Origin of the sequence: Ralstonia sp. UBA689 (assembly GCF_002298975.1) — a bacterium.
Lineage (GTDB): Bacteria > Pseudomonadota > Gammaproteobacteria > Burkholderiales > Burkholderiaceae > Ralstonia.
The window spans coordinates 72,156-86,541 of the sequence record NZ_DBMV01000040.1 but is presented as its reverse complement, the minus strand read 5'-3'; the positions used below and the strand labels follow the sequence as shown (position 1 = coordinate 86,541).

Genomic DNA, 14,386 nt, shown 5'->3' with positions numbered 1-14,386 from the left:
TCCCAGGATTACAATCCGCAAACAGTTACGAACAGTCCTGCCCCACTGTTCGGCAGCTTCCAGCCAACCTGCCGCCCGCACCATGAAACTCCTGATCGACGCCACCACCGGCGTGCCCATTGCCGACCAGATCGTGGCCGGCGTGCAGGCCTGGATTCGCGACAACGACGTACGGCCCGGCGCCAAGCTGCCGTCGATCCGGCAACTGGCCGCCGACTACGGCATCAGCCGCTTCCCGGTGATCGAGGCGTACGACCGGCTGGTTTCGCTGGGCTTGCTGGACTCGCGCCACGGCTCGGGCTTCTATGTGGCCGAGAGCGGCCTGACCGGGCGCGATGGGCGCGGCTGGTCAGACCCGCGCCGCGCAGAAGCAGAATCCAAGCACATCTTCGAGCAGTTCAGCTTTCCAGACGGCATGCTCAAGCTTGGCGGCGGCTTCGTGCCGGCCGACTGGCGCGACATGGATGGCCTCACGCAGGCCATCCGCCAGGTTTCGCGCACAGATACGCAAGCCGTGATCGACTACGCGACGCCGCTCGGCAATCCCGCGCTGCGCCACCAGATCATGATGCGCGCGCGCCAGCTTGGCATCCAGGCGGAACCGCCCAACGTGATGACCACGGTGGGCACGAGCCAGGCCATCGACCTCGTCGTGCGCCACCTGCTCAAGCCCGGCGACACGGTGTTCGTGGAAGACCCCGGCTACTACAGCGTGTTCGGCCTGCTGCGGCTGCACGGCGTGAAGCTGGTCGGCATTCCACGCAGGGCTGACGGCCCCGACGTGGAGGTGACTGAGGCAATGCTGCGCGAGCACCGGCCCAAGCTGTTCTTTACCAACAGCGTGCTGCAGAATCCGACCGGCTCCACGCTGTCGCCGCCGGTGGCGTTCCGGCTGCTGGAGCTTGCGCGACGCCACGGCTTCGTGTTTCTGGAAGACGACATCTTTGCCGACCTGCAGGCCGATCCGACTGCACGGCTGGCGACGCTGGACCAGCTCGAACATGTGATCTACGTCGGCGGATTCTCCAAGACGGTGTCGGCCTCGCTGCCCGTCGGTTACCTGGTCGCCAAGCGTGAACTGGTGCAGGACCTGACCAACGTGAAGATGCTCACCAGCGTGGGCGGCTCGCGCTTTGCCGAAGCTGTGGTCGCCACGCTGCTCGAACGCGGTGCGTATCGCAAATATGTCGAGCGGCTGCGCCAGCGCATCGGCGACTCCGTCATCGCTTCGCTCGACGCGCTGATCGATGCGGGCTGGGAGGTGTTCCATCATCCGCCCGGCGGCAGCTTCCTATGGGCGCGCGTACCGCACGTGGAAGATTCGCGCGAACTGGCCGCCACAGCGGAACGCCATGGCATCACACTGGCGCCGGGCCATTACTTCCGGCCGAACATGGAAGTCTCACCCTGGGTGCGCATCAACAGCGCCTACGCGACCGAGCCACGCGCACTGGCCTTCCTGCAGGAGACCGGCAAGCGCCCCGCACGCAAGCGGGCCTGAGCACAGGTGCCATCGGCAACGCATGGAAGGTCCCGGGCAGGCATGACGGTTGCGGCAAGGCCGTCATCGCACGACCGCCGCATCATCGCCGCAGGAGTTCCATCATGAACGCCAACAAGTTCCGCTCCGCCCGACCACCGCTTGTGGGGGCGAAAACCGTCGCCGCCGGCACCACCCCGGACGACCCGGTGCTGCAAGCATCACAGCGCATCCGCTCTGTCGATGCGGCAGGCACTGAGGCCTCGGGCAGCACCGTCGATTGCGACGGCAAGAGCCGGGAAGCGGCCAGAAACCCGTCGCTGTGGCAGGATAACGTCATCTATTCCAACGCCTCGCTTGTCAACAGCCATCCCGAGCCTGACCCGGAGGCGCCCATCGCCGGCATCGACAGCCGGCGCAGCCACGGGCTGCCGGCCATCGCTACCATTGCCGGACACCGCGTGGTATTTCGTGGTGAGGCTGAAGAGACGGTGCGACATCGCACGTGTGTTGTGCAACGCTTTACCCTTGAAGATGACGACTCCGCTGCGAAGCCACGCTGACACTTCAGGCGTTTGATTCGCCGCCGCGCGGGCTGAAGGTACGCGGGAAGACGACTGGCGCGCTGCGGTCGATCAATCGGTAGCCCTTGGCGGGGCGGTACGAATCTCCTTCGGCCACGCCGTCCTCTTGCAGAAAACCGGCCGCGAGCATGCGCGTGCGGAAGCCGCTCTTGTCCACTGGGCGCCCCAGCACGATCTCGTACATGCGCTGCAATTGCGGCAACGAGAACGGCTCGGCCAGCAGAAACGCCGGTAGCGACGTGTATTCGACCTTGCTGCGCAGGCGTTCAACGGCTGTACGCAAAATCTCCGCATGGTCGAAGGCGAGTTTGGGCGCACGCAACACATCGTCCACCGCATACCAGGCCACGTCGGCCGCATTCGCGCCCTTGGCCAGCACCGCATCCTGCGCGGGCATCAACGCAAAGTAGACATGCGTAGCCGACCAGCCACGCGGGTCGCGGGTGGCGCTGCCCCAACTGCCGAGCTGTTCCAGATAGGGGCTGCCGACGCCAGTCTTCTCCAGCAGCTTGCGACGCGCGCAATCTTCCAGCGTGGCGTCGACGGCGGTATCGACAAACCCGCCCGGTAACGCCCACCCGCCGGGAAACGGTTCGTCGTCGGTCTTGGGGCGCTGCACCAGCAGCACGCGAAGCGCATCTTCCAGCACGGTGAAGATCACCACATCGACCGTCGTAAACGGCCTTGGGAAGGTCTTGGAGGTGGATCGTGTGGCCATGGCGCATCAACATGTAAATTTCTTGACGGCCCCGATAGTAAGTTGTATTGTCCAACCAAATCAAGTTGTACTGTACAACCCAAACAAGAAAGGAGGTCATCATGTTCGGCATCCGCTTCATCAAGTCGCAGCCCACCGTTCACCTCATGCAGTTCCGCGCCGGCCAGGTCGTGCGCGAAGGTTCGGGCCTGTCGTTCTTCTATTACGGCCCGACGACCACGCTGGTGGCCGTGCCGGTGGCCAGCCAGGATCGCCCGTTCATCCTCGAATTGGTGACGGCAGATTTCCAGAGCGTGACCGTGCAGGGCCAGGTGACGTACCGCATCAGCGACCCGCGCCGCACCGCTGCCATGATGGATTTCTCGCTGGCCAAGAACGGCCAGACCTACGTGTCGGAAGACCCGAAGCGCCTGGGCGACCGCGTGGCGCAGCAAGTGGAAGTGATCGTGCAACAAGCCGTGCAGGCGCTGGAGCTGAAGGCAGCGCTGCGCGCCTCGGCAGCCATTGCGCGCACCGCGCAGGCCGAACTGGCCGCACAGCCGGAGATTGCAGCGTTGGGACTGGAGATCCTTGGAGTATCGGTCATGGCGGTCAAACCGACCCCCGACATCGCCCGCGCGCTGGAAGCCGAGGCGCGCGAATCCAACCTCAAGGCTGCGGACGACGCCGTCTACTTGCGCCGCATGTCGGCGGTGGAGAACGAACGCGCCATCCGCCAGAACGAGCTGGACACCGACATCGCCGTCGAGCAGAAGAAGCGCCAGATTCGCGAGACGCAGATGGAGGCCAAGGCCATGCTGATGCGCAAGGAGAATGCCCTGCGCAACGAACAGATGGCCGCCGATGTGGAACTCGAAGGTCAGCGCAAGGCCTTCGTGGCTGGGCAGGCCGAGAACAGCCGCACGCTCGCCGAAGCCGAGGCCTACCGGGTGGCCGCCGTCATGCAGGCGCTGGAAAAGGCCGATCCGCGCATCGTCAACGCGCTTGCCGCAGCCGGCATGCAGCCAGGTCAGCTCATCGCACAGGCTTTTGGCGGTATTGCCGAACGTGCGGAACGCATCGGCCAACTCAACGTGTCGCCGGATCTGCTGCAAGGGTTGATGAACGCTACCGCCACCGGCAAGGCCGCATCATGAGCACCGATGGCCGCAAGGTCGTGCTGGTGACGCGCCGCACCCGGCTCGAAGAGCTGGTGGCGCGCCACCACACGCTGGCGCAGGCGAAGTTCTATCTCGAACACCTGGGCGCCGATTTCTCCGATTACTTGGCCGAGAATGCCGCTTACGCGCGCAGCCTGGAGATCACCGTGCGTGCGCTGGAAGCCTGGGGCCGCTACCAGGTAGTGGACCGCAGCTATCTGCCCAACTTCATCTTTGCGCCGGATGACATCGTCGTAGCGCTCGGCCAAGACGGGCTGGTCGCCAACTCGATGAAGTATCTCGACGGCCAGCCGCTTATCGGCCTGAACCCGGAGCCCGGCCGCTGGGACGGCGTGCTGCTGCCCTTCGAGCCGCAAGACCTCGGCACTGTGCTGACTGACGTGGCACGCGACAAACGTCCCACCAAAACCGTGACGATGGCCGAGGCGCGGCTGTCCGACGGGCAAGTGCTGCGCGCGGTCAACGACCTCTTCATCGGGCCGCGCACGCATGCATCTGCGCTGTATGAAATCGAAGTGGGTGAGCAGCGTGAAGCGCAATCGTCGTCGGGCATCATCGTCGCCACGGGATTGGGTTCGACGGCGTGGCTCAAGAGCATCGTGACCGGCTCGATGGGCGTCGCGCGCGCCATGCATGCGGGCGGCGATGGCTTCCGCTACGAGCCCGAACCGTGGGACACCCCGCAGTTGACGTTTGCCGTGCGCGAGCCGTTTCCGAGCCGCGCATCGCAGGCTACGCTCGTGTTCGGACATGTGGATGCGGACCAGCCGCTCAAGCTGCGCTCGCGCATGCCCGAGAACGGCGTGATCTTCTCAGACGGCATGGAGACCGATTACCTGCGCTTCACGGCCGGCATGGAGGCGACGATCACGGTGGCGGCCACACAAGGCCGGCTGGCGGTTTAGCAAAGAAACAAAGAAAAAAAGCGGCCGAACCAGGGCCGCCGAAGGAGACACCGCCGCGCTCAGTGCGCCACGGCGTTGAAATTGGGCGGCCGTCGATCGACGAACGCCCTGAAGGCTTCATGCGCCTCGGGGGATTTCAGGCGCTGGGCAAAGCAGACGGACTCCGCATCCATCTGCTGCTTGAGCAGCTCCGCATCGCGCATCAACCGCTTCGTGGCCGTGAGCGCGCCGAGCGGTTGGCGCGCGAGGCGCTGCGCAATCGCCAGCGCCTCGTCGGCGAGCTTGTCGAGCGGCACCACACGATTGGCCAGGCCCCACGCAAGCGCCGACTGCGCGCTCACCGCATTACCCAGCGCGAACATTTCGAACGCACGCACGTGGCCTAGCCGCGCGGGCATCAACAGACTCGATGCCGCCTCCGGCACCAGCGCCAGGTTGACAAATGGCGTGGAGAGCTGTGCGTTGTCTGCCAGCAGAACAAAGTCGCAATGCAGCAGCATGGTGGTGCCGATGCCCACCGCGCGGCCCTGCACCGCCGCCACCAGCGGACGCGTGGCGCGCGCCAACGCATGCAGGAAGCGGATGACGTTGCGCTCCCCACCCCCACCGGACATGGCCACGGCGGCAAACTCGCCGATGTCGTTGCCGGCCGAGAACATATCGCCCTCGGCACGCAGCAGCACCACGCGCACGGTGTTATCGCGCTCAGCGGCGTCCAGCGCATCGGCCAGCGCGCCGTACATGGCATCGGTGATGGCGTTCTTCTTGTCGGCGCGTGCCAGCGTGAGGGTCAGCACGCCATCGGCCTGATGACTCTGGATGTGTTCGCTCATTGCTCGTCTCCTGTGGGGAACTTGGTCTGCAGGCTGGCCAGCCAGCGCGCAACGACGTCGATCTCGGCGTCGGTAAAGCCATCGGTCAAGCGCGCGTTGAGTTCGGCCAGGCCGATGCGGGTTTCGGCCAACGCTGCGCGGCCGGCGGGCGTTAGCCAGAGCTGCCATGCGCGGCCGTCGTTGGCGTCGGGGCGGCGCTCGATCAGGCCGGCATCGGCGCTCCGGTCAACCAGGCCGCTCATGGCGGAGGGGCCAAGGTCGAGCGCGGCACCGGCCTCGCGCATCAATGCACCGTCATTCTTTTCAAGGAAGAACAGCAGGCCGGACTGCGCGGCCGTCACGCCCTCGCCGGTGCGGGTCTGGACCCAGCGCTGCAGGCGGCGCTGCCCGACGCTGAGCAGATAGACGAGGCGGCGCTCGGGTGCGGTCATGCGGCCACCTCCGCGGCCTCGGAGACACGCGTGGCGGCGGCGCGCTCGCTGAGCCAGTTGGTCAGGCCGGGCCACAACGTCTCGGCAAACTGCGGGCGGAAAAAGCCCATGTGCCCGACGGCCCCGCCCGCCTCTGCCGGCGCAATCTGGCGGCGCTCGACCCAGGTGCTGGTGAAGTGGGTCGTCAGCGCATTGATGGCGGGTGGCGTGGCCCACGGGTCGTCATCAAAGCCGTAGACGAGCACCGGGTTCGTCACGCGGTTGAAGCGCTCGACGGCCCCCAGCGTGGGGTCGTCGAAAAAGTAGCGTTGCATGCCGCCCCAGGCGCCCCATTCGATGGCCACGCCGCCCGGCAGATCTTCACCCAGCCCCATCCGCTTGCCGGGCACGTAGCCGATCAGCCGTGCCATCGCGGGACCGACAACGCGCAGGATCAACTCGACGCGCCAGCGCTCGCCCCGCTGGCGGATAAAGCGCGAGTTGCCCGTGTGCGAAGCCACCAGCACGGCGCCGGCCAAACCCCAGCCCGCACTGCACATGCCGATGGCGTGACCGCCCACCGAGTGCCCGACCGCCAGTTGCGGCAGCTCCGGATAGCGCCCCCGCGCCCAGCGCGTGACGCCCTCGGCGTCGAGCAGCATCCAATCGCGCATGCGCGCGGCAAAGCCGCGCAGACTGTTCGGCCGCGATGCGCCGATACCGCGGTAGTCGTACGTGATGGCATGAAAGCCGCGTCCCGCGAGATGCTGTGCAAACACCTGGTAGATCCGCTGCGGCACACCCGTGGCCGGGTGCATGACCACCACGCCCTGCGGTGTGCCGACAGCGGTCCACAACTTGGCACCCAGGGGGTAGCCGTCAGTGGCGGAAATGGTTTGAAGGGAGTTATCCATCGGTTCGGCTTGATTTTTTATTTCGTATGCGAAATATATTTACTTTGTATGCGAAGTAAATCGGTATGTCAACGACCAAAAGATAAAGGACTTGCTTAACTATTCAGAGTCGCTATAGTTAACAACATGCTTAACCATGACATTTCTCTCGATCTGGCCTTCCAGGCGCTGGCTGATGGCAATCGGCGCGCCATGCTGGCCCAACTCGTGCGCGGCCCTGCTTCCGTGAGCGAACTTGCGCGGCCGCTCGACATGTCGCTGCCGGCCGTGATGCAGCACCTGGCAGTGCTGGAAAGCTCGGGCCTCGTGCGCAGCGAAAAAGTCGGCCGCGTGCGCACATGCCGCATCGAGCCACAGGCCCTGAGCCTGGCCGAGCAGTGGATCAACCAACGACGCCTGGAGTGGGAACAGCACTTCGACCGCCTTGGCGCCTATCTGGAAACCCTCAAAGCCGAAGGAGACCCGCATGATGACAATCGCTGATACCTCAGCAACCCCTACGCGAGCGCAACTGCGCCCGCTCGTGATTTCCCGCACGTTTCCCGTCTCGCGCGACTGGGTCTTCCAGGCGTGGAGCACCGCCGAGCACATCAAGCGCTGGTTCTGCCCCGCGCACTTCACGGTGCCCGATGCCAAGGTCGAATTCCGCGTGGGCGGTGCGTTTGACGTGTGCATGCGCTCGCCGGAAGGGCAAGACCATTGGTCGCGCGGCCACTTTGTCGAGATCGTGCCCAACGCGCGCCTGGTGATCGACATGAACGTAGTGGACGCCGACAACCGCCCACTGATGCATGCCCACACCGTCGTCACGTTTGCTGAAGAGTGCGGCGGCACGCGCATGGAAGTCACGCAGACCCACACGCCGCTCGCGCCGATTGCCGAACAGATGATCCAGGGCGCGCCGGAAGGCTGGAAGCAGACGCTGGACAGGCTCGAACGCGTGGCGGCGAGCATGCCGGTCACGGCCGACACCAAGCGCTCCGTCGTGCATGCCGCCTTTACCGTCGAGCGCACGTACGATGCCCCTCGCTCGCGCGTGTTCACAGCGCTGACCGATCCGGCCGCCAAGGCCAAGTGGTTTGCCGGCGGCAGCGGCTACACTCTGCTCGTGCGCGAGATGGACGCCCGCCCCGGCGGCCGCGAAGTCGTCAAGGGCCGGTGGGACAGCGGCGTCGTGTCGAGCTTCGAGGCGACGTATCACGACGTCATTCCCGACGAGCGCGTCGTGTATTCGTATGTGATGCATCTGGACGAGCGCAAGATCTCCGCCTCGCTCGCCACGCTGGAGCTGAAACCAGCGGGCAACGGCACGCGCCTCGTCATGACCGAGCAAGGCGCCTTTCTTGACGGCTACGACGATGCAGGTTCGCGCGAGCGCGGCACGCAGTTCCTGCTTGATGCGCTGGGCGACTCGCTCAAGGACTGAGCATTGGAAGCACATCGCGCACCGCCATCGCCAGCGTGAACGCCAGGCCCACGATGAGCGTGGCCGCCCACAACACGCCGCCCAGGTGCGCGATGAGCGCCTGGCGCGGCGTCATTTTGCGTACTGCGCAAGGCCGTTGCCGAACGACCAGTTCTCGGGCAGCACCTCCACCAGATTGATGAATACGTCTTCCGGCCGCACGCCGGGGCTCTCGCGCAGCAGCTCGACAATGCGGCGATAGAGCGCCTGCTTCTGCTCAAGGTTGCGCGTGTTGTTGGCGGTGATCTGGAGGATGACCGTATCGTCACTGCGTGCGATGCCGAAGTAGGTCGGGCTGACGCTGAAGGTGCTGGCATCGTGCTCGGTGAGCGTCATGAAGCGGTCGTCTTCCGGCACATTGAAGGTCTCGCGCATGGCGCGATAGACGCCATCGAAAATGGCCTGGTGATACGCAGCAGGCTTGCCCCGCCGTAGCGACACTTGAACCAGAGGCATGGTGAACTCCGTGGGTTGGATGGTGGCAGCATGCTCTCCTTTGATCATTCATAAAAGCCACCCTAAGATATTTCAATCATTCGATTTTTCAATGATTGAGCCATGAAGATGTTGGACCTGGAGGCCGTCCAGGCCTTTGTGCTAACTGCCGACCTCAAGAGCTTCACGCGCGCGGCCGAGGCGATGGATTCCACGCAATCGGCCGTGAGCCTGAAGATCAAGCGGCTGGAAGATGCGTTGGGCCACCGCCTGCTGGAACGCACGCCGCGCCTCGTGCGACTGTCGCAAGATGGCGCGGCGTTCCTCGTGCGGGCGCGCGAACTGGTGGCTGCGCATGAAGATGCGCTCGGCGCATTCGGCACGGAGCAGCGGCGGCTGTCGGTTGGCATGAGCCATCACATCGTCGGCGCGGAACTGCCGCACCTGCTGCGTCAGATGGGCCGTGCAGAGCCGGGGCTGACGCTGGAAATCCGCATCGCCAGTTCGTGGGAGATTCTCGACATCTTTGAGAACGGCGCACTGGATGCAGCCATCGTGCTGCGCCACGACCACCGGCGCAGCGACGGCGACGTGCTGATGGAAGAGCCATTCGGCTGGATGGCATCGCCTGACTTCGAGCACCGCGCTGGCGAGCCGATACGCCTGGCCAATCAGGCCGAGACGTGCCGCGTACGACAGATGGCGGTGGCCACGTTGGAAGCCGCCCACATCGCCTGGCAGGAGGTGTTCGTGGGCGGCGGCGTGGCGACGATTGGCGCGGCCGTGGCGGCACTCAGCCGGCGCGTGGCGCCCCCCGGTACCGTTGACGTGGGCGAATCGTTCGGCCTGCCGCCATTGCCCGCGCGCAGCGTGGTGCTGCACTCCCGGCTGGCCGATCCGATCGCGAAGAAGGCACTGCGCACCTTCGCCTCTACGCTGCGCGCTACGGCGGGACGTTAGCCGCAATTTCGCAATTGCTGCACCGCGCGCCACATGCCGGGCGTCTATGCTGTGCAGCATGAAACCCCGCACAGAACGCGACTACCACCGCCGCATCGCCCGCGTGATCGAGGCGATCCTGGCCGACCCCGCCGCCCCGCACACGGTGCAGAGCCTGGCGGCGGTCGCGCACCTGTCGCCGTTTCACTTTCACCGCATCTACCGTGCGCTCACGGGAGAAGGCGTGTTCGAGACCGTCCAGCGCGTGCGGCTGGCGCAGGCCGCCAGGCACCTGAGCTGGGCCGAGGATTCCGTGACCGACGTCGCGCTCAACGTCGGCTACGGCAGCCCGCAAGCCTTCGCAAGGGCTTTTCGCGAATTCACGGGCGTGAGTCCGCGCGCCTTCCAGACCCGCCAGCAGGAACTCACCGTGCCGACCGCGGATGCCGCCAGCCTGCCGCCGATCGAGTTGATCGAACAGCCGCCGCTGAACGCACTGTGCCTGCGCCACGAAGGCCCGGTCGCGACCATCCGCCAGACCTTCATCGCGCTGTGGCAGGCGCTCGGCATCGACAGCACGTCGACAGACGCGCCCGACCGCATCGGTATCTGCTACGGCGATCCGGAAACGCCGGGCTCGTTCGAATACTTCGCGGGTGCCATCCTCGACACACCGCGCGCGATCACGGGCCAACTGCAGCCGATGCGCGTGGAAGGCGGCCTCTATGCCTCGCATCGGCTCATCGGCCCCTACGCGCTGATCGCGCCGACCATGCAGGCGCTATACGGAGGTTGCCTGGCCAGCTACGGATTCGAGCCGGACGACCGACCGACGCTGGAGCTGTATCGAAGCCCGGCGCGCCACCGGCTGCCGCGCGCCTGCGTGACCGATCTGATGATTCCCATCCGCAAGGAGTAGAGATGCTGCGTCGCTACTTTGCCGCCACGCTGGCGGCGCTTGTCGTGGGCGCCGCCAGCGCGGCGGAGCCTGCGCCCGCCGCGCCGTACCACGTGGGCGAAACTTCCCGCGTGTTCCACTCGCAGGTCGAACGGCATTGGCGCGGCGCACGCACCGAAGCGCTCGTCACCAACCTCTGGTATCCGGTGGATGCCTCTGTCCCTGAAGCGCCGCACAACATCGGCGAGCCGAGCCGGCCGACGTTCCGCGGGCATCCGTCTGCGGGTGATGCGCCGCTGGCAAGTGCACAGTCCACCTACCCGCTGCTGCTGCTCTCGCACGGCACAGGCGGCACCGCCGACAGCCTCGACTGGCTGGCCGCCGCGTTGGCTGCGCAGGGCTATATCGTCGCGGGCGTGAACCACCCCGGCAACAATGCGCTGGAGCCCCTCACGCACGACGGCTTCATGCTGTGGTGGGAACGCGCAACGGATGTGAGCGAAGTCCTCGACGGCATGCTCGCCGATCCGGCGCTCGGCGCGCATGTTGACCGGGAGCGCATCGGCGCGGTGGGTTTTTCATTGGGGGGCTACACGGTGCTGGAACTGGCCGGCGCACGCACCAATGTGCCGGCGTTCGAGGCGTTTTGCGGCTCGCTGCAGGCCGATGCGATCTGTCATCCACCGGAGATGCGCCGCGTGCAGACCGGCCCGCAGCCCAACGCATCGAAGACGCCACAAACAGAGGCCTCGCTTGCCCGCGCTGGCGCATCCTACAGAGATACGCGCATCAAGGCAGTCTTCGCCATCGCGCCAGCGCTGGGCATGGCGATGGACGAGATCTCGCTCGGCAACATCACCCTCCCCATCTCGCTGATGGCCGGTGACGCCGATGTGACGGTTCCGGTCGACACCAATGCGCGCCGCATCGCCGGCCTGCTGCCGAAGGCGGATCTCCTGCTGGTGCCGGGCGCCTCGCACTACACGTTCCTAGACACCTGCCTGCCCGGCGCGATACCGCACCTGCCGCTGCTGTGCCAGGACAACCCCGGCGTGGACCGTGATGCTGTGCATGCGCAGGCCATCCGGCGTGCGCTGGACTTCTTTCGGGCAACGCTGGGCACCAGGGCCTGAGCGTCGCCCGCCGATCGATCACTGCTTCTGAACAGCCACGCTGCCGATGGAATAACCCGCACCGAACGAGCAGATCAGCCCGACGTCACCCGACTTCAGGTCCGCCCGGTGGCGATGGAACGCGATGATCGAACCCGCCGATGCCGTGTTGGCGAATTCATCCAGGATGACCGGCGCCTCGTCAGCCGAAGCTTCATGACCGAGCAGGCGCCTACCGATCAGCTGGTTCATCGCCAGGTTGGCCTGGTGCAGCCAGAAACGGCGCACGCCGCCGGGCGCATGGCCCAGTTGCTGCAAATGGCTGGCAATGTGCTCCGCAGCCATCGGGCAGACCTCCTTGAAGACCTTGCGGCCCTCCTGGCGGAAGAGCTGATCGCGATCGTCGGGGTTGCGGTCTTCGCAGCGCGAGAGGTAGCCGGCGTTGTTGCGGATGTTGTTCGAGAAGCTGGTCGCACACTTGGTGCCAAGCACACGCCAGGCGTCGGCCGAGCGGGTGTCCTCCGCGCGCTCGACCAGCACCGCCGTGCACACATCGCCAAAGATGAAGTGGCAGTCGCGGTCTTTCCAGTCCAGGTGGCCGGAGGTGATCTCGGGGCTCACCACCAGCGCGGCGCGGGCGGTGCCGGAGCGCACTGCGTTGATGGCCTGCTCCAACCCGAAGGTGGCCGACGAGCAAGCGACATTCATGTCGAACCCGTAGCCGCCCGCGCCGATGCCGTTCTGGATCTCGACGGCCAGTGCCGGATACGGGCGCTGGAAGTTCGAGGTCGCGCAGATCAGCATGTCGATCTCGCTGGCGTTGCGGCCAGCGGCTGCCAGTGCGTCGCGGGCAGCCTTCACACCGATCTCGGCCTGCAGCGAAAGCGCATCGTCCGGCCGTTGCGTCAGGCGCGGACGCATGCGCGTCGGGTCCAGCACGCCGTTCTTCTCGATCACGTAGCGCTGGCGGATACCCGAAGCCTTCTCGATGAACTCCGCCGACGATTCCGACAGCGGCGCCAGCTCACCGGCGGCAATGGCTGCCGCATGCTGCTCGTTGTAGCGCTGAGCGTAAGCGTTGAAGGAAGCAACCAGTTCCTCGTTGGTGATGACCTCCGGCGCGACCCACAGGCCCGTGCCGCTGATGACAACGTCGTGCATACCCGGTATTCGTGAAATTTGTGTGGCGGGGACGATAGCACATCGGGCCCGCCGCGCGGCCAAGGGGCATCTTGTCGCTTACATCTAGTCCGCTCCCGCGCAGCCACCGAAACAACGATCTTGAAATCCATGAATAACTGTATATATTTACAGGTACTGTAAATATATACAGCATTCACCATGGACGACCTGATCCGCATCGAAAACGAATACGACCGCCAAACCGTGGCCTGGCTGCGTAATCGCCTGGGTGACCAAGCGCTGTGCGAAGTCGTAATGCGCATGGAGGGGCGCGGCCGGCCATATGCATCGGAGGTGTGTCGTGCACTGGGGGTGACGCCGCCGCCGCGCCAGCGTACCTCACGCACGCGGCCGCTCAACCGTGCCGTGGGCGAGGCATACCTCGCGACCATCCGCGGCATCCTGGGCGCGGGCCGGCACGCCGCTGCCTAGCCCGCCAGGGTTGCAGCCGTTTCCTCGCATAGCCAGGCAAGCCACGCGCCGGCTGGGCTGTCCGGCGCAATTGGCGTGTTCGCCAGCAGGTAATACGCTGAACCATCGCGCCGAAACCCGTCCGGCGCCATCAAGCGCCCGTCCTTCAGATCATCCCCCGCCATCAACTTCGAGGCGATGGCGGTGCCCTGTCCGGCCAGGGCAGCCTGCAAGCTCAAGTAGAAATGTTCGTAGCGTGCCTCAGGCAGCCGCCCGCGCGGGCGCGGTGCTCCGCTGACGCGCCACCATGTTTGCCAGGCGTCAGGCCGCGTGGCCGTGTGCAGCAACCGGCGGCGCGCGGCGGCGTCCGCTTGCGGCGCATGCACGGGTCCGATCCATTCCTCGCAGATCGGTTCGGCATGCAAGTGCGCGGGCCACGCAAAGTCATTGCGGCGCAAGGCCACATCCACGCCGGTACGCGCAAGATCGATCGGGCCGCCGGCCGCAAACAGGTGCACCTGAATGGACGGATGCCGCGCCTGGAAACGCGACAGACGCGGGATCAGCCAGCGCATCGCCAGCGTCGGCTCGCATGAGACGACCAGCGCAGAAGACGTGGCACGACGGGCAATCCGGTCAATGCTATCCGTGAGAATGGAGAACGCATCAGCCGCTGCCGCGCGTAGCTGCTCGCCGGCCGCTGTCAGGAAAACCGCCCGGTTGCGCCGCTCAAACAGGGCAACACACAGCGACTCTTCCAGCAACCTGATCTGGCGGCTGACAGCGCCATGTGTCACATGCAGTTCCTGCGCCGCGCGCACGAAGCTGCCGTGCCGTGCCGCCGCCTCGAACACGCGCAAGGTATTGAGCGGAGGGAGCTCCATCTGTCAGTTTTTCTCACGGAAAAACGGCATCATAAATCGATTTTCAACGGGGCTCG

18 protein-coding genes are annotated in these 14,386 nt (G+C 65.6%); 10 read left to right on the top strand and 8 right to left on the bottom strand.

The window, feature by feature from the left end; all coding sequences use genetic code 11:
- The first annotated feature begins 82 nt into the window (after positions 1 to 82).
- Both B4F51_RS19015 and B4F51_RS19010 read left to right on the top strand, forming a co-directional pair.
- Positions 83 to 1,501: a PLP-dependent aminotransferase family protein gene (locus tag B4F51_RS19015; protein WP_296228047.1), complete on the top strand. Its 1,419-nt coding sequence runs from the start codon at positions 83 to 85 to the stop codon at positions 1,499 to 1,501.
- Between the two features lie 104 nt (positions 1,502 to 1,605).
- On the top strand, positions 1,606 to 2,043 hold the full coding sequence (locus B4F51_RS19010) for a DUF3005 domain-containing protein (protein WP_296228045.1): 438 nt from the start codon (positions 1,606 to 1,608) through the stop codon (positions 2,041 to 2,043).
- Positions 2,044 to 2,047: 4 nt separating this feature from the next.
- On the opposite strand, the gene B4F51_RS19005 is transcribed toward B4F51_RS19010, so the two are convergent.
- Positions 2,048 to 2,782, bottom strand: a complete 735-nt coding sequence (locus B4F51_RS19005) for an NUDIX hydrolase (protein WP_296228043.1) — start codon at positions 2,780 to 2,782, stop codon at positions 2,048 to 2,050.
- Between the two features lie 101 nt (positions 2,783 to 2,883).
- On the opposite strand from B4F51_RS19005, the gene B4F51_RS19000 reads away from it, so the two are divergent.
- Both B4F51_RS19000 and B4F51_RS18995 read left to right on the top strand, forming a co-directional pair.
- Positions 2,884 to 3,918, top strand: a complete 1,035-nt coding sequence (locus tag B4F51_RS19000) for an SPFH domain-containing protein (protein ID WP_296228042.1) — start codon at positions 2,884 to 2,886, stop codon at positions 3,916 to 3,918.
- Complete coding sequence (locus B4F51_RS18995; protein ID WP_296228040.1) at positions 3,915 to 4,847, top strand: sugar kinase; 933 nt, start codon at positions 3,915 to 3,917, stop codon at positions 4,845 to 4,847. The genes B4F51_RS19000 and B4F51_RS18995 overlap by 4 nt, the downstream gene beginning before the upstream one ends.
- Before the next feature lie 59 nt (positions 4,848 to 4,906).
- On the opposite strand, the gene B4F51_RS18990 is transcribed toward B4F51_RS18995, so the two are convergent.
- The 3 genes from B4F51_RS18990 to B4F51_RS18980 are packed head-to-tail and all read right to left on the bottom strand — an operon-like array spanning position 4,907 to position 7,004.
- The gene (locus B4F51_RS18990; RefSeq protein ID WP_296228038.1) at positions 4,907 to 5,680 is read right to left on the bottom strand and encodes an enoyl-CoA hydratase; all 774 of its coding nucleotides are present in this window, start codon (positions 5,678 to 5,680) and stop codon (positions 4,907 to 4,909) included.
- Positions 5,677 to 6,111 carry a MarR family winged helix-turn-helix transcriptional regulator gene (locus tag B4F51_RS18985; protein WP_296228036.1) on the bottom strand — a complete coding sequence of 145 codons (435 nt, stop codon included), beginning with the start codon at positions 6,109 to 6,111 and terminating at the stop codon, positions 5,677 to 5,679. The genes B4F51_RS18990 and B4F51_RS18985 overlap by 4 nt, the downstream gene beginning before the upstream one ends.
- The gene (locus B4F51_RS18980) at positions 6,108 to 7,004 is read right to left on the bottom strand and encodes a serine aminopeptidase domain-containing protein (protein ID WP_296228034.1); all 897 of its coding nucleotides are present in this window, start codon (positions 7,002 to 7,004) and stop codon (positions 6,108 to 6,110) included. The genes B4F51_RS18985 and B4F51_RS18980 overlap by 4 nt, the downstream gene beginning before the upstream one ends.
- A 126-nt stretch (positions 7,005 to 7,130) precedes the next feature.
- On the opposite strand from B4F51_RS18980, the gene B4F51_RS18975 reads away from it, so the two are divergent.
- Positions 7,131 to 7,487 (top strand): ArsR/SmtB family transcription factor, encoded by a 357-nt coding sequence (locus B4F51_RS18975; RefSeq protein ID WP_296228033.1) that lies wholly within the window; start codon positions 7,131 to 7,133, stop codon positions 7,485 to 7,487.
- A complete protein-coding gene (locus B4F51_RS18970) occupies positions 7,474 to 8,430 on the top strand; it encodes an SRPBCC family protein (RefSeq protein WP_296228142.1) in 957 nt (318 codons plus the stop codon). The genes B4F51_RS18975 and B4F51_RS18970 overlap by 14 nt, the downstream gene beginning before the upstream one ends.
- Here the strand turns inward: B4F51_RS18970 and B4F51_RS18965 are convergent.
- Together B4F51_RS18965 and B4F51_RS18960 are read right to left on the bottom strand one after the other, a co-directional pair.
- Positions 8,420 to 8,545 (bottom strand): hypothetical protein, encoded by a 126-nt coding sequence (locus B4F51_RS18965; RefSeq protein WP_296228030.1) that lies wholly within the window; start codon positions 8,543 to 8,545, stop codon positions 8,420 to 8,422. The two genes, B4F51_RS18970 and B4F51_RS18965, sit on opposite strands and share 11 nt — an antisense overlap.
- Positions 8,542 to 8,925: a tautomerase family protein gene (locus B4F51_RS18960; protein WP_296228029.1), complete on the bottom strand. Its 384-nt coding sequence runs from the start codon at positions 8,923 to 8,925 to the stop codon at positions 8,542 to 8,544. Before B4F51_RS18960 ends, B4F51_RS18965 begins: the two co-directional genes overlap by 4 nt.
- A 102-nt stretch (positions 8,926 to 9,027) precedes the next feature.
- On the opposite strand from B4F51_RS18960, the gene B4F51_RS18955 reads away from it, so the two are divergent.
- From B4F51_RS18955 to B4F51_RS18945, 3 genes are read left to right on the top strand one after another with little or no spacing between them, the layout of a single operon-like run.
- Positions 9,028 to 9,864, top strand: a complete 837-nt coding sequence (locus tag B4F51_RS18955; RefSeq protein ID WP_296228024.1) for a LysR family transcriptional regulator — start codon at positions 9,028 to 9,030, stop codon at positions 9,862 to 9,864.
- A 58-nt stretch (positions 9,865 to 9,922) separates the two neighbouring features.
- On the top strand, positions 9,923 to 10,762 hold the full coding sequence (locus B4F51_RS18950; protein WP_296228022.1) for an AraC family transcriptional regulator: 840 nt from the start codon (positions 9,923 to 9,925) through the stop codon (positions 10,760 to 10,762).
- A gap of 2 nt (positions 10,763 to 10,764) precedes the next feature.
- On the top strand, positions 10,765 to 11,874 hold the full coding sequence (locus B4F51_RS18945; protein WP_296228021.1) for an alpha/beta hydrolase family protein: 1,110 nt from the start codon (positions 10,765 to 10,767) through the stop codon (positions 11,872 to 11,874).
- An 18-nt stretch (positions 11,875 to 11,892) separates the two neighbouring features.
- Here the strand turns inward: B4F51_RS18945 and B4F51_RS18940 are convergent, their stop codons facing one another.
- Complete coding sequence (locus B4F51_RS18940) at positions 11,893 to 13,014, bottom strand: beta-ketoacyl-ACP synthase III (RefSeq protein WP_296228019.1); 1,122 nt, start codon at positions 13,012 to 13,014, stop codon at positions 11,893 to 11,895.
- A gap of 180 nt (positions 13,015 to 13,194) precedes the next feature.
- On the opposite strand from B4F51_RS18940, the gene B4F51_RS18935 reads away from it, so the two are divergent.
- Entirely contained in the window at positions 13,195 to 13,467 is a 273-nt protein-coding gene (locus B4F51_RS18935; RefSeq protein WP_296228017.1) for a hypothetical protein, read from the top strand.
- Here B4F51_RS18935 and B4F51_RS18930 read toward each other — a convergent pair.
- The gene (locus tag B4F51_RS18930) at positions 13,464 to 14,330 is read right to left on the bottom strand and encodes a LysR substrate-binding domain-containing protein (RefSeq protein WP_296228015.1); all 867 of its coding nucleotides are present in this window, start codon (positions 14,328 to 14,330) and stop codon (positions 13,464 to 13,466) included. The two genes, B4F51_RS18935 and B4F51_RS18930, sit on opposite strands and share 4 nt — an antisense overlap.
- Between the last annotated feature and the right edge of the window lie 56 nt (positions 14,331 to 14,386).